Annotated in this window: 11 protein-coding genes; 6 read left to right on the forward strand and 5 right to left on the reverse strand. The window is 65.1% G+C overall.

The window, feature by feature from the left end:
* Positions 1–11 precede the first annotated feature (11 nt).
* The 4 genes from HEQ22_RS08545 to HEQ22_RS08560 all read left to right on the forward strand — a co-directional run bounded on the left by HEQ22_RS08545 (position 12) and on the right by HEQ22_RS08560 (position 6441).
* Positions 12–2141: a peptidase domain-containing ABC transporter gene (locus tag HEQ22_RS08545; protein WP_432770752.1), complete on the forward strand. Its 2130-nt coding sequence runs from the start codon at positions 12–14 to the stop codon at positions 2139–2141.
* Between the two features lie 270 nt (positions 2142–2411).
* Entirely contained in the window at positions 2412–4505 is a 2094-nt protein-coding gene (locus HEQ22_RS08550; RefSeq protein WP_432770753.1) for a TonB-dependent siderophore receptor, read from the forward strand.
* On the forward strand, positions 4502–5101 hold the full coding sequence (locus HEQ22_RS08555) for a hypothetical protein (protein WP_432770754.1): 600 nt from the start codon (positions 4502–4504) through the stop codon (positions 5099–5101). The genes HEQ22_RS08550 and HEQ22_RS08555 overlap by 4 nt, the downstream gene beginning before the upstream one ends.
* The gene (locus tag HEQ22_RS08560; protein WP_432770755.1) at positions 5098–6441 is read left to right on the forward strand and encodes a PepSY-associated TM helix domain-containing protein; all 1344 of its coding nucleotides are present in this window, start codon (positions 5098–5100) and stop codon (positions 6439–6441) included. Before HEQ22_RS08555 ends, HEQ22_RS08560 begins: the two co-directional genes overlap by 4 nt.
* A 242-nt stretch (positions 6442–6683) precedes the next feature.
* On the opposite strand, the gene HEQ22_RS08565 is transcribed toward HEQ22_RS08560, so the two are convergent.
* The gene (locus HEQ22_RS08565) at positions 6684–8075 is read right to left on the reverse strand and encodes a helix-turn-helix domain-containing protein (protein WP_432770756.1); all 1392 of its coding nucleotides are present in this window, start codon (positions 8073–8075) and stop codon (positions 6684–6686) included.
* Between the two features lie 138 nt (positions 8076–8213).
* Here HEQ22_RS08565 and HEQ22_RS08570 point away from each other — a divergent pair, with 138 nt between their 5' ends.
* Together HEQ22_RS08570 and HEQ22_RS08575 are read left to right on the forward strand one after the other, a co-directional pair.
* Entirely contained in the window at positions 8214–9806 is a 1593-nt protein-coding gene (locus HEQ22_RS08570) for an isocitrate lyase (protein ID WP_432770757.1), read from the forward strand.
* A 225-nt stretch (positions 9807–10031) separates the two neighbouring features.
* Positions 10032–10331, forward strand: coding sequence for a WYL domain-containing protein (locus tag HEQ22_RS08575; RefSeq protein ID WP_432770758.1), 300 nt, complete (start codon positions 10032–10034; stop codon positions 10329–10331).
* A gap of 32 nt (positions 10332–10363) precedes the next feature.
* Here the strand turns inward: HEQ22_RS08575 and HEQ22_RS08580 are convergent, their stop codons facing one another.
* The 4 genes from HEQ22_RS08580 to HEQ22_RS08595 all read right to left on the reverse strand — a co-directional run bounded on the left by HEQ22_RS08580 (position 10364) and on the right by HEQ22_RS08595 (position 14106).
* The gene (locus HEQ22_RS08580; protein ID WP_432770759.1) at positions 10364–11347 is read right to left on the reverse strand and encodes a TerC family protein; all 984 of its coding nucleotides are present in this window, start codon (positions 11345–11347) and stop codon (positions 10364–10366) included.
* Positions 11348–11412: 65 nt separating this feature from the next.
* Positions 11413–11595, reverse strand: a complete 183-nt coding sequence (locus HEQ22_RS08585; protein WP_432770760.1) for a DUF465 domain-containing protein — start codon at positions 11593–11595, stop codon at positions 11413–11415.
* Positions 11596–11854: 259 nt separating this feature from the next.
* Entirely contained in the window at positions 11855–12679 is an 825-nt protein-coding gene (locus tag HEQ22_RS08590; protein ID WP_432770761.1) for a helix-turn-helix domain-containing protein, read from the reverse strand.
* A 113-nt stretch (positions 12680–12792) separates the two neighbouring features.
* On the reverse strand, positions 12793–14106 hold the full coding sequence (locus tag HEQ22_RS08595) for an amidohydrolase (RefSeq protein ID WP_432770762.1): 1314 nt from the start codon (positions 14104–14106) through the stop codon (positions 12793–12795).
* Positions 14107–14115 lie beyond the last annotated feature (9 nt).

Below are 14115 nucleotides of genomic sequence, written 5' to 3' on the forward strand. Positions count from 1 at the left end.
GGACGCTGGCGATGCTCGATCTCGGTTTCCTGACGCGGTCGCGGGTGCGCCTCATCCGCCAGACCGAGATCGCCGAATGCGGTCTGGCCTCGCTGACGATGGTCGCCAATTACCACGGCCTCGACATCGACCTCGGCACGATGCGCCGCCGCTTCGCGCCCAGCTTGCGCGGCGCGGCACTCCGCTCGCTGATCACCCTCGCCGACCGGATCGGGCTGACCCCGCGCGCGGTCAAGCTGCCGCTGGAGGATCTCGGCAACCTCCATGTTCCCTGCATCCTGCACTGGGACATGAACCATTATGTCGTCCTCGAACAGGTAAAGGGCGATCGGGCGCTCATCCACAACCCCGACGGCCGCTCGACCTGGATGCCGCTCACCGAGGTGTCGGCCCATTTTACCGGCGTCGCGCTCGAACTGCGGCCCAGCGACAATTTCGAAACCGGCAAACAGCGCGAACGGCTGCGATTGTCGCAGCTGTGGCGGCGGATGACCGGGATGAAGCGCGCGCTGGCGCAGGTGCTGGTGCTCAGCCTGGTGCTCCAGGCGTTCGTGCTCATCTCGCCCTATTATATGCAGATCGCGATCGACAACGCGCTGCCGGCGCTCGACGACAATCTGCTCGCGGTGCTGGCGCTCGGTTTCGGACTGTTCACGCTCATCAACGCCGGGGCGGCGTTGCTGCGCTCCTTCGTGCTCCTCGTGGCGGGCACCAACCTCGGCTACGGGCTCGCCTCCAACATCGCCCGCCGGCTGTTCCGCCTGCCGATCGAATGGTTCGAAAAGCGTCACACCGGCGATATCCTTTCGCGCTTTCAGTCGATCGGGCCGATCCAGACGATGCTGACCCAGGGCGCCGTCGCGGCGCTGGTCGATGGCGCGATGGCGGTGCTGACGCTGGCCTTCATGATCTGGTACAGCCCGCTGCTGGCGGCGATCGCCGTCGTCGCCTTCATCCTCTACGCGATCGTCCGCCTGATCTCCTTCTCGTTCGAGCGCGAGGCGCAGGAAGCCGCGATCATCACCGGCGGCAAGGAACAGACGACGCTGATCGAAACGCTGCGCGGGATGACCACGCTGCGCCTGTTCGGCCGCGAAACGCTGCGCCACAGCTTCTGGCAGACCCGGCTGACCGACGCGGTCAACGCCGACGTGCGCGTCGAACGCATCGCCATCTGGCAATCGACCGCCAATATGCTGATCTTCGGGATCGAGAATATATTGGTGATCTGGCTCGCGATCGGATTCGTGATCGATGGCGCCGGGTTCAGCGTCGGCATGGTCTTCGCCTATATCGCCTACAAGACCCAGTTCATTCAAAAGGCGGGCGCCCTGGTCGATCAGTCGATCGCGTTCAAGATGCTCGCCCTCCACCTCGAACGTCTGTCCGACATCGCCCTGTCGGCCGAGGACAAGAGCTTCGGCGAAAGCGTCGACAGCGAAACCCCGCTCAAGGGGCGGATCGAACTGCGCGACGTCTTTTATCGCTACGCCCCCAGCGATCCGCTGGTCCTCGAAGGGGTCAACCTGGTCGTCGAACCGGGCGAACATATCGCCATCACCGGGCCGTCGGGCGGCGGCAAATCGACCCTCGTCAAACTGCTGCTGGGGCTGGTCGAACCCGACAGCGGCGATCTGCTGGTCGACGGCCAGACGCTGGCCCGCTTCGGCCACAAAAGCTTTCACCGCCAGATCGCCGCGGTGCTTCAGGAAGACAGCCTGTTTGCCGGCTCGCTCGCCGACAATATCGCGCTGTTCGACGAAAGCGTCGATATGGAAGGGGTCTACCGCGCTGCGGTCGCGGCATCGATCCACGACGACATTCAACGTATGCCGATGGAATATGAAACCCTCGTCGGCGACATGGGCTCGACGCTGTCGGGCGGCCAGAAACAGCGCGTTCTGCTCGCGCGCGCGCTGTATCGCCAGCCGAAAATCCTGATCATGGACGAAGGCACGGCGCACCTCGACGCCGCGCACGAACGCGCGGTCAACGCGGCAATCGCGGCGATGGGCATCACCCGCATCATCATCGCCCACCGCCGCGAAACGATCGAAATCGCCGAACGCATATTGGTGATGGACGGCGGCAAGCTGCACGCCGCGCCGCGCCCGGACAGCGACGCACCGCCGGCCGGCTGATCCACCCCGAAATCCCCCGCTCGCGCGGCCGCGGCAACCGCCATCGTCACATCTCCGGTCTCCTGACCGTCCCGAATCGCCGCTCGCGCGCCCGCGGCACCCGTCATCATCGCTCCCCAACGCCCAGCCGGTTTGCGGCACAAGCCTTGGGTAGATCACGTCTCCGGCCCGCAACCGCCCGCGAAATTTCATAAAAATCTCCCCATTTTCATATTCTCCCGTTGCTAATGCAAATGACTCTCATTAGTTGACGACGCGACTCATTCGGACATGACAGGGGAATTTGAAGTGAACACCGTGCGCATCGCCATGCTCGTCTGCACCGCGCTGGCCAGCGGCACCGCCCTCGCCGCGGAAGCTACCGCCGACGGGGCCGCCACCGACGCCGCCGGCGATCAGGACACCATCGTCGTCACCGGCTATGCCGGCACCAAGACCGAAACCCCGCCGCTCGAGCTGCCGCAGCCGATCAAGATCGTCACCGCCGATCAGTATGAGGCGCAGGGCGCGATCAGCATCAGCGATACGGTGAAATATGCCGCCGGCGTCCTCGCCAACCCCTATGGCCGCGACACCCGCGTCGACGGCTTCAACGTCCGCGGGCTCGAGGCGCTGCAGTTTCGCGACGGGATGCGCGACATCTTCTCCTTCTACGCCACCATCACCTCCGACCCCTATAATTTCGACCGCGTCGAAATCGTCCGCGGCCCCGCTTCGGTGCTGTTCGGCCAGGGTTCGATCGGCGGCCTCGTCAACCTCGTGTCGAAGCGCCCCGGCTTCGAAACGCAGGGCGAAATCAACCTCGTGTATGGAAGCTACGACCGCAAGGAAGTGCTCGCCGACGTCAACCTCGCGCTGTCGGACAGCTTCGCGGTCCGCGCCGTCGGTCGCGCCCGCGACGCCGGCACCTATGTCGACCATGTCCCCGACGACCGGGTGATGTTCGCGCCGTCGCTGCGCTGGCAGCCGACCCCCGACACCGACATCGTGCTCACCGGCCTGTATCAGGAGGACGACACCGGCTCGACGTCGCAGTTCCTGCCGATCGTCGGCACCTTCCTGCCCAATACCGTCGCCGGCGAGCAACTCGGCCAATATACCTTCGTCGGCAAGGCGGGAGCGGACCGTTACGCCGGACGCTCGCTGCAAGGCGGCGGCGCCGTCACGCACCGCTTCTCCGATGCCGTCACGCTCAGCCTGAAAGCGCGCTACATCGACAGCGACCTTGCATATGACACGCGCTATGCCGACAGCTATTCCAACCCGCAGGATCCCTTTTCGGTCTATGGCACCGACGGTCGGACCATCGGTCTCTATGGCGGTGCCAACGATGCCCGGCTGAACGTCTTTTCGACCGACAACAATCTTCAGTTCGGCTTCAACACCGGTGCCGATATCGAGCACAAGCTGCTTGTCGGGGTCGATTACAGCTGGAACCGGGTCGCCAAACGCGATGCCTTCGGCCTCGAGATCGTCGATCTTTACGACATCGATCAGGACGCGCTGACGACCTATGTCGCCACCGGGCCGTTCACCACGGACAGTCAGAAGCAGCTCGGTTTCTATGTCCAGGACCAGATCCGCTTCTATGACCGGGTGTCGGTGGTGCTGGGCGCCCGCCGCGACCGCGTCACGGGCTCGTCGGGCCAGAAGGACTATGCGACGACCTTCCGCGCCGGCGTCATCGGCGAAATCGGGGCCGGCCTCGCCCCCTTCTTCAGCTATACCGAGAGCTTCCTGCCGGTCGCCGGCCGGATCGAAAATGTCGACGGCACCTTTGGCGATCCCTATCGGCCGCAAACCGGCACCCAATATGAAGCGGGCATCAAGTGGCAGCCCGCCGTCGGGACGCTCGTCACCGCCACCGCGTTCAGGATCAAGGAACGCAACCGCATCCTCTACCTCGCCGCCGGCGGCACCGCGCAATCCGGCGAACTGAACACCAAGGGTTTCGAAATCGAGGCGAGCCACAGCCTGCCCGGCAATTTCGAACTGCTGGCCAACTATGGCTATGCAAAGCTGCGGTCGGAAACCAACACCAGCCTCGACTATATGCCGCGCCACACCGCGTCGTTCTGGTCGACCAAGACGTTCGGCCTCGACGATGCGGCGCAGCTGCGCCTCGGCGCCGGGGTCGTCTATAGCGGCAAGAGCATCTCGACCAGTCCGGTCTGGTCGATCGTCACCCCGGCGCGCACCACCGTCGACGCGCTGGCCGAGATTACCCGCGGCAACTGGCGCTTCGCCGTCAACGCGACGAACCTGCTGAACAACACATATTACGCCTCGTGCCTCGCGCGCGGCGACTGTTTCGTCGGCGCCCCGCGCAACGTGATGGCGACCGTCGGCTACCGCTTCCGGTGAGCGAGACCACGCCCCTCGTCTGGCCCCTCCTGACTTTGGCGGGCACCGCGGCCATCGTCGTCGCCGTCCTGCTGCTCCGCCGCGCCTGGGGCCTGCCCCGGCAGTCGGCGGCGCGAAACGGCATCGCGTGGGCGCTGCTGCTCGCCGGCGTCGCGCTCGCGCTCGCCGGCGACGGCGCGTGGGGGCTCGCGGTCGCCGCGCTCGGCGGCATGACCGCCGCCGCGCTGCTCCTCGCCCACGCCGGCTGGACGTCGCCGCGCGGCAAGGCGCGCGCTTCGGAGCGCAAGGCGCATATGCTGCCCGCGCCGGGCGAGCCGCGCCAGATCGGCCGCCGTCTGCTCACCTTCCTGCTCACCGTCCCGCTCGCTTATGCGACGGCGTCGCTGGTGGCGCTGGCGGCCCGCGCGCTGGCGACCCTGGCGGGGTGGAGCGACGCCAACGGCAACGCCGCGGCGCTGCTCCTGCTCCCGCTCGTCTGGGGCATCCTCGCCTTCTGGCTGCTCATGCTGCCGCATCGCCGCGCCCAATGCGCATGGCTGCTGCTCCCCGCGGTGGCCAGCCTGGGGCTCATCTGGATCGGAGGAAATGCGCCATGACTCTCGCGGTTTCCAAGGACGCGGTCCAGCGCGCGCTGTCGGCGCACGCCGCGATCGGCCTGCTCGCCTCGGCTTTGCTCTATCTCATCTGCCTGACCGGCACCGTCGTGGTCTTCTATCAGGAATGGCAACGGATCGAGCAACCGGCCGCACCCGAAATGACCGCCATCGCGCCCGACGCGGTGCAGCGCGGGGTCGCCGCCGTCCTCGCGACCGAGGCCGACAAGCCCGGCACCACCCATCTTTACGTCCATATGCCCGTCGACGGCCTGCCGCGCGCGACGGTCATCACCGACCATCAGGCGTTTCATATCGGCGCCGACGGCCGCATCGCCGCGCCCGAGGAAAACGCCTGGTCCGAATTTCTCCTCGGCGCCCATTATGCGCTCAACATTCCGGGGCTCGTCGGGATGACGATCGTCGGCATCTTCGGGGTGATGATGCTGGCGCTGTCGCTGTCGGGGGTCATCGCCCACCCGCGCATCTTCCGCGACGCCTTTCGTCTCCGCGCCCGCGACAATCACGGCGTCGGCCTCGCCGACTGGCACAACCGGCTCAGCGTCTGGACCCTGCCCTTCGGCCTCGCGATCGCGCTCACCGGCGCGATGATCGGGCTCGGCGTCGTCGGCGCCTATGGCCTCGCCGCCGCCTTCTATAAAAACGACCTCGACGCCGCCTATGCGCCGATCTTTGGCGAAGAACATGCCCAGGACGCGCGCGCTGCCCCGCTTGCCGACGTCGCCGCGCCGCTCGCCTATATGGCGGCGAACCACCCCGGCGTCCGCCCGACCTATGTCATCCTCCACGATCCGCAGACGCGCGGCCAGCATGTCCAGATCATCGCCGCCCATCCGCGCCGGCTGATCTATGGCGAAAGCTATAATTTCGGCGCCGACGGCGCCTATCATGGCAAGGTCGGCCTGTCCGACGGTCACATGGGGCAACAGCTCGCCGCCTCGACCTACAACCTGCATTTCGGCAATTTCGGCGGCCTGCCGGTCAAGATCGTCTATGTCCTGCTCGGCCTCGCGCTCACCGTCGTCGTCGCCACCGGCACCTCGATCTGGCTCGGCAAGCGCCAGCGGCGGGGCTTGCACGAACCGCGCCTGCGCGCCGGCTGGGACGGCGTCATCTGGGGCGTCCCCCTCGCCCTCGCCCTCACCTTCCTCGCCCGCCTCCTCCTCGGCAACGCCGCCCCGCTGATCGCGATCTTCTGGACCCTGACGGTGGCGATCCCGCTGCTCGCGATGGCCCTCCCGGCCCGCCGCCCGAAAGCGCTGCTGCAATATCTGCTGTGCGGCGCGCTGGTGATGGCGCTGCTGAGCTGGTTCGTCGTTTAGCGCGCCGGGCGTTTCATCCGAACCATATTGCCCGTTCGTGTCGAGCGCAGTCGAGACACCCATCGACTTTGCGCCATGCCGATGGGTGTCTCAACTGCGCTCGACACGAACGGAATGGAAGCGTTGCCGATTGAACGCACGGCGCTCCAAGGGGCCGGATGGCGACAATATCGGGCGTCAACGCGCGCGCGCACGCGTCGGTCGTAATCGCTAGGCTGCGAAAATCTCGACGCTCAGACCCCTCAATCCCCCGCAAAATCGAACGCGCTCACCCCGCGCTCGCCATCGCGGAACCGCAGCGGGCGGCCCAGCGGCGGCATCGACCGTTGCACGCATCCGGTGCGCGTGCAGCGGCGGCATCCCAGCCCGATCGGCGTCGCGCGCGCGCGCATCAGGTCCACCCCGCGCGCCGCGACCAGCGGCGCCGCGACCTTGGCGTCGACCCCGACGCACACCGCAAAGCGTGCCGGGGTGCCGCTGCCGGTGGCGCCGGGGGCGGCGACGCTGCGGCTCTGGGTGAACCAGCGCGACCCGTCCTCCAGCTCGACCAGGTCGGCGATCACCTCGCCCGGCCGCGCGAACGCTTCGTGCACGCCCCACAGCGGACAGCGCGCGTCGCCATCGACCAGCGGCGACTGGCTCGCCCCCGCATACCGCTTGCTACCCTGCCCCGCGCGGTCGATGCGCAGCATGAAGAACGGCAGCCCGCGCGCCCCGACGCGCTGCAGCGTCGTCAGCCGGTGCGCGACCTGCTCATACCCCGCGCCGAAGCGCCGCTGCAGCAGCAGCAGGTCGTACCCCGTCGCGTCGCACGCGCGCAGAAAGCGGCTGTACGGCATCATCAGCGCCGCGGCGAAATAATGCACCAGATGCCGTTCGAACAGGCGCGCCGCCGCGCCTTCGGCAAACTCCGCCCCCGCGACCAGCGCGTCGATCTCGGCCTTCGCCTCGATCTGCGCCAGCGTCGCCGCGGCCTGAAAGGTGCGCGACGCGGGGCGCAGCAGCTCGCTCAGCATCAACTGCCGCGCGTGCCAGTCGAGCCAGCGCAGCCGATCGGGCATCACGTCGCTGGGCAAAATGCGGATGCCGAGCTGGTGGCGGGTGCGCAACCGCTCGGCGATCGTGCCGTACAGGTCGCCGCCCGCCAGCCGCAGTTCGTCGGCCAGCTCCTCGGCCTTCGCATCCAGATCGGCGAAATGGTTGCGCCATTTTTCGATCGCGCGGCGCACCGCGGCGACTTCGGGGGCTTCCTCCTGCAAACTCGCCGCGCCGGCTTCGGGTGCGGCATCGAACAGGCGGGCAAAGGCGGCGACGGTCGTCGGCGCGGTCGCCAGCCACTCCTCGACCTCAGCCGCGCCGATCCCCAGGTCGGCGAAGCGCGCGTCGGACAGGCGTCGCCGCAGACCCGCCGCGCCGCCCGGCACCGCCTCGCCGCCCAGCGTCGCGGCGTCGAAGCCGAAGCGCTCGGCCAGCTTGACGATCACCGTGGCCGACAGCGGGCGCTGGCCATGCTCGATCAGGTTGAGGTAGCTTGGCGAAATATCCAGCGCCTCGGCCATCGCGGCCTGCGTCATCCCCGCCTCGCGCCGTATCTTGCGTACCGCCGGTCCGGCAAACACCCGTCGCTCCGCCATCGCTTGTAACTTTCTTTACTGGTTTACACGCCGATTTACACCGAAAGGCCATATTTCACAAAACTTATTGACAATTCTTTTCGCGATATGCGCGATGATCGCCAAGATAGCGCCATCACCTCCTACAAGGATATGACGATGGGTTATCACGAAGACATGGCGCAGGCCGGCCGCCTCATCCGCGATTACGACGGCACATGGGACGGCATCAGCGGCGAAAGCATCGCCCGCATGCGCGCCCAGAACAAGTTCCGCACCGGCCTCGACGTTGCACGCTACACTGCACGGATCATGCGCGCCGACATGGCCGCCTACGACGCCGACCCCGCCAACTACACCCAGTCCTTGGGCTGCTGGCACGGCTTCATCGCGCAGCAGAAGATGATCTCGATCAAGAAGCATTTCGGCACCGTCAAGGGCCGCTACATCTACCTCTCGGGCTGGATGATCGCGGCGCTGCGCAGCGAATTCGGCCCGCTGCCCGACCAGTCGATGCACGAAAAGACCAGCGTCCCGGCGCTGATCGAGGAAATCTACACCTTCCTGCGGCAAGCCGACGCCCGCGAACTCGGCGGCCTGTTCCGCGAACTCGACGTCGCACGCGCCGAGGGCGACGAGCTGAAGGCAAAGCAGATCCAGTCGGCGATCGACAATCATGAAACGCACGTCGTGCCGATCATCGCCGACATCGACGCGGGTTTCGGCAATGCCGAAGCAACCTATCTGCTCGCCAAAAAAATGATCGAGGCCGGTGCCTGCGCGCTCCAGATCGAAAATCAGGTTTCGGACGAAAAGCAGTGCGGCCATCAGGACGGCAAAGTCACCGTGCCGCACGAGGACTTCATCGCGAAGATCCGCGCCTGCCGCTACGCCTTCATGGAACTCGGCGTCGAGGATGGCATCATCGTCACCCGCACCGACAGCCTCGGCGCGGGCCTGACCAAGCAGATCGCTTTTTCGAAGGAGCCCGGCGATCTCGCCGACCAGTATAACAGCTTCCTCGATTGCGAAGAGGTCGAGGGCGCGGGCAATCCCGGCGACGTCCTGATCAACCGCGACGGCAAGCTGATGCGCCCGAAGCGCCTACCCTCGAACCTCTATCAGTTCCGCCCCGGAACCGGCGAGGACCGCTGCGTCATGGACTGCATCGCGAGCCTGCAGAATGGCGCCGACCTGCTGTGGATCGAGACCGAAAAGCCGCACATCGAACAGATCGCGGGCATGGTCGACCGCATCCGCGAAGTCGTCCCCAATGCCAAGCTCGCGTACAACAATTCGCCCAGCTTCAACTGGACGCTGAACTTCCGCCAGCAGGTCTATGATGCGTGGGAGAAGGACGGTCAGGACGTCAGCGCCTATGACCGCGCCAAGCTGATGAGCGTCGATTATGACGGCACCGCGCTTGGCGACGAAGCCGATAACCGCATCCGCACCTTCCAGCGCGATTCGGCGAAGCGGGCGGGCATTTTCCACCACCTGATCACCCTGCCGACCTATCACACCGCGGCGCTGTCGACCGACAATCTTGCCAAGGAATATTTCGGCGACGAAGCGATGCTGGGCTATGTCAAGGGCGTCCAGCGCGCCGAAATTCGCCAAGGCATCGCCTGCGTGAAGCACCAGAACATGTCGGGCAGCGACATCGGCGACGATCATAAGGAATATTTCGCCGGCGAAGCGGCGCTGAAGGCCGCGGGCAAGGACAACACGATGAACCAGTTCGCCGCGTAACACGAGCTTGGCGCGGGGGCCCGTTGCACCCCCCGCGCCTCCCGCGCTTTCCTGGGGAGGAAAGCCTGTCCGCCGGAAGCCTCACCGTTTCCGGCGGGCATTTTTTTGCCGCATGCAAAGCTATGCACGGGAATATTGGCTGCTCCGACCTTGAACCTTCACGAAAGCCGTGCATTATGCTGCGATGCACAATGAAATTCTCCGCGCGACTCCGGCAGCCGCCCGATGATCGACAACCGCCTCAAGCTGATGGAAGCCATCGCCCGCCGGCGCCGGATTACCGCGCGCTATAATGGCACGCGAATGACATTGGCCCCGCACCAATTGTTCGAACGGCACGGGGCGCTGTTCGTCAGCGCACTCAACCTCGACAAGACCTGGCGCTCGGAAGACGAACGCAAGCTCGGTCATTTCAAACTCGACGGCCTTGCCGCGGCGGAACTCGAGGATGAGGAATTCGAACCGCTACCCTCGTTCCAGGCAGCTGCGCCGCGCGACGACGACATTCTGTTGATGGCGGTGTAAAGGGGCGAGCGTCGCCGCCCGCCCCTCCTCGCTTATTCGACCGCCTTGGGCGCGCTGCCGGTTTTCGCGAGCGACCAGACGATGCCGCCGCCGATCAGCGCGACGGTGACGCCGAGGCTGATCAGCGGCGGGAATTTGGCGCCCCCGAGCAGGAAATCGGCGACGAAGATCTTCGACCCGATGAAGACGAGCACCAGCGCGAGCGCATATTTCAGATATTGGAAACGGTGCACCATCGCCGACAGCGCGAAATAGAGCGCACGCAAGCCGAGGATCGCCATGATGTTCGACGTGTAGATGATGAACGTATCGCTGGTGATCGCGAAAATCGCGGGGACGCTGTCGACCGCGAAAACCAGGTCCGCGAGATTGATGACCACGAGCGCGAGGAACAAGGGCGTGGCGGCAAGCACCAGCTTGCCGGTCTTGGTGTCGGGAACGCGGACGAAAAATTTCTCGCCATGCAATTCGTCGGTCAGCGGAATATGGCGCGACAGCCATCGGACGACCGGATTGCCCGCGACGTCCATGGGCTTGTCGCCTACAAACAGCATCTTGATGCCCGTGAAGATCAGGAAAGCCGCGAAGATATAGAGCAGCCAGCCATATTCGGCGACGAGCGCCGCGCCGCCGGCGATCATGATCCCGCGCAGCACGATGACCGCGACGATCCCCCACAACAGCGCCCGATACTGAAAGCGCGCCGGAATGGCGAAGGTCGCGAAGATCAGCGAAATGACGAAGATATTGTCGATCGACAGCGCTTTTTCGATGAAAAAGCCGGTATAATATTGCAGCCCCGCCTCGCCGCCCTTGGCGGCCCAGATCCAGCCACCAAAAGCCAGCGCGATGCCGATGTAGAACGCGGAGAGCTTCAGGCTCTCCCCCACCCCCATTTCCTTGTTTTCCTTGTTCAATATGCCAAGGTCGAACGCGGTGAGCGCGACAACCAGCCCGATGAAGGCAAGCCAGAACCAGACCGGCGTGCCCAGCCAGTCGGCAAACAGAAATTCCATGATCCGATCCCCGAAAAACACGGGACGCGCCGCGGCGGCGCGGCGCGTCCCAGATGGTCCGTGCGTTAGCGCGCGTAGGCGGGGCGACGCATCATCGCCGCGAGCCGGTCCTTGACCGCCAGCTTGAGCTTCTTCAGCCGTAGAACGCGAAACGGATCGCCGCCGCGCCGACGCATTTCGCGGCGGACGGCTTCGTCAAGCCGGCGATGTAGCACGGTCAGGCGATAGATGTGGGGATTTACAGACATAAAGGGCCTCCTGATTGAGATATCAAGCAGGTGACGCCGATGCCGGGACCCCCGGGTTTGGGGGGGAGGAGGGCCGCCAGAGCATCGGTGTCACCCGATGCGGTCCGACATCACGTGGCGGGATAAATCCCGCCGACGCCAGAGGGGCCCGGCCCGCATGAGTGGGATTTAGGAACAGCGCCTCGGCGTTACAAGACCCCGCCGCGCATTTTCACCCACACGGCACGTGTCACACGCGCTGGAATGGTCGTGACAGACGTCAATCCGTTCGATCGAAATGCGTCGTTTCCAGTTTTTGGCGACTGTCGCTGGACCAGACAATCGTTTCGGTCATCGATTTCAGATCCTTCGCGACGGTATAGACGCGCGTCGACACGCGGCTGCCCGCCTTCCCCAACGTCATAACCAAAGTGTCCGGCGCCGGCTGACGCAAAGCGACGCTATCGATGAAATCCATGTTGCCCGTGACCGGTACCGGGACGCCATCGAGGGCGGCGGTCGATTCTGCATGTCTGCTGGAGCCGTCGGGCGCGACGATTTCGACACGTGATGTCCATCGGCCGTCCTCCGACGTCCGGAAGGCGATCGTCACGCGTTGCGGTCGTTCCTTCTCGGGTATCCCAGTTGCGTTCAGCGACCAGCTTCCGATCAGGGGGAGCGGTCGAGATACGGCGCTGGAAGCGGCCTGGGGTGGCTCGACCTGAGTGCCGGAAGGGACGGCTGCAAATATCAGTCCAGCAGCGGCGATGGGTATGGCGATGAGCATGGAGATCATTCCTTTCCGACCGCGAACCCAAGTGGTTGCGGTGTGCGTCAAGTCATCCGCCCTGATGCTTCGGTCCGAAAGATCGATTTTTTCGTCACCAATTTTTTGGAGGTCCAGCAGGCGCGCCAGCTCTCGGCTACTGCCGACGCCCGTTTTACGGCGGGCAGTGCGCAGACGTTCGTTAATCGAGGTTTCCGAGCGTCCCAACCGCCCCGCGATGGTCTTTACCGTGTGCCCGGCCACCAGCAGACGCAGAATTTCCATTTCCCGGTCGGTGAGGCAAGCAGACAAGCCGGGAGCGGAGTCATTGGCAGACATGGCTTTTCTCACCACAGCCTCCTGACCAGGTCCATCCCAATTTATTTGGAAACCGACAGCGTAGCGGCGCTAGCCTAACGCGAAACGGTGGCTTGGAGCATCCCTGCCCGCCCCTATCCTTTCGGCATCAGCTTCATCGTCATCGCGGTCAGCGCTTCAGTGGCGGTCGAAATTACCGCAGGGGCATCGGGGGCCCAGAAGGGCGAGTGGAGGCTCGGCAGACTGCGGCCTGCCTTTTTTGCCGCGTCATATTCGGCCAGCGGCACCCCGCCGACCCAAACGATCAGGCTCTTGATGCTCTTGTCCTCGCGCCCGAAGCGGCCGAAATCTTCTCCCCCCATCACCGGCGGCATCCGGACGACGCGCTGTTCGCCGAAGCGCTCTTTCAAAAATGCCGCCATCTCTTCGGTGAATTCGGGGGTGTTGAAGGTCGCTGGAGTATATTCGTCCTTTTGCACCGTGACGACGGGCATTTTGTCCTCAGGCATGCCAGCGGCGATCGCCTCGCCCTTCGCGATGCGCGCGATCCCGTCCAGCAGGTGATCGCGCACCGCGTCCGTATAGCTGCGCACGGTCAGCTGTAGTTTCGCCTCGTCGGAAATGATGTTGTGCTTCGCGCCGGCGTGAAAGCTGCCGACGGTCACGACGGCGCTGTCGAGCGGGCTGATCTCGCGGGCGACGAGCGTCTGCAGCGCACCGACGATCCGGCTAGCTAGAACGATCGGGTCCTTGGTGGTCTGCGGATAGGCACCGTGACCGCCAATACCCTTCACCGTGATGTCGACGCTATCGACGTTGGCGAGCGCATAACCCGGCGTGTAGCCGATCCAGCCTGCCGGAAACTGTGCTGCATCATGGAAGGCGAGCGCATATTCGGGTTTCGAGAACCGCGTGTATAGACCGTCCTCGAGCATCATCCGCGCGCCGGCGCCGCGCTCTTCGGCCGGCTGGCCAATCATCACCAGCGTGCCCGACCATCTGTCCTTGTTCGCCGCCATCAGCCGCGCGACTCCCACCCAGGCGGTCATGTGGGTGTCGTGGCCGCACGCGTGCATAACCCCGGTTTCGACGCCTTCGGCCGTGGTGACGCGCACTTTCGACGCACCCGGCAAACCAGTCTGTTCGGTCACGGGCAGCCCGTCCATGTCGGCGCGCACCATGACGACCGGGCCCGGACCGTTTTTCATCACCGCGACGATGCCGGTGCCGCCGACCTTTTCGGTTACCTCGAACCCCAGCTTGCGCGCCTCGGCGGCAAGGATGCCTGCCGAGCGTACTTCCATGAAGCTGAGTTCGGGATTGGCATGGAAATCCTGGTAGATTTCCATCAGCGAGGGCATCTGCTCCTTGACCTCGTCGCCGAGCGTCTGCGCCGATGCCGGCATGACAAGCGCCAGCGCCGCGGCGCCAACCCAGAATAACCGCATCCTATATCC

The sequence above is a fragment of the Sphingopyxis sp. genome, assembly GCF_050916055.1.
Taxonomy (GTDB): Bacteria; Pseudomonadota; Alphaproteobacteria; order Sphingomonadales; family Sphingomonadaceae; genus Sphingopyxis.

Coding starts and splice junctions, on each gene's coding strand:
- HEQ22_RS08545 (WP_432770752.1), top strand. CDS start 12: ATGCTCGATCTCGGTTTCCTGACGCGGTCGCGGGTGCGCCTCATCCGC.
- HEQ22_RS08550 (WP_432770753.1), top strand. CDS start 2,412: ATGACAGGGGAATTTGAAGTGAACACCGTGCGCATCGCCATGCTCGTC.
- HEQ22_RS08560 (WP_432770755.1), top strand. CDS start 5,098: ATGACTCTCGCGGTTTCCAAGGACGCGGTCCAGCGCGCGCTGTCGGCG.
- HEQ22_RS08565 (WP_432770756.1), bottom strand. CDS start 8,075: ATGGCGGAGCGACGGGTGTTTGCCGGACCGGCGGTACGCAAGATACGG.
- HEQ22_RS08570 (WP_432770757.1), top strand. CDS start 8,214: ATGGGTTATCACGAAGACATGGCGCAGGCCGGCCGCCTCATCCGCGAT.
- HEQ22_RS08575 (WP_432770758.1), top strand. CDS start 10,032: ATGATCGACAACCGCCTCAAGCTGATGGAAGCCATCGCCCGCCGGCGC.
- HEQ22_RS08580 (WP_432770759.1), bottom strand. CDS start 11,347: ATGGAATTTCTGTTTGCCGACTGGCTGGGCACGCCGGTCTGGTTCTGG.
- HEQ22_RS08585 (WP_432770760.1), bottom strand. CDS start 11,595: ATGTCTGTAAATCCCCACATCTATCGCCTGACCGTGCTACATCGCCGG.
- HEQ22_RS08590 (WP_432770761.1), bottom strand. CDS start 12,679: ATGTCTGCCAATGACTCCGCTCCCGGCTTGTCTGCTTGCCTCACCGAC.
- HEQ22_RS08595 (WP_432770762.1), bottom strand. CDS start 14,106: ATGCGGTTATTCTGGGTTGGCGCCGCGGCGCTGGCGCTTGTCATGCCG.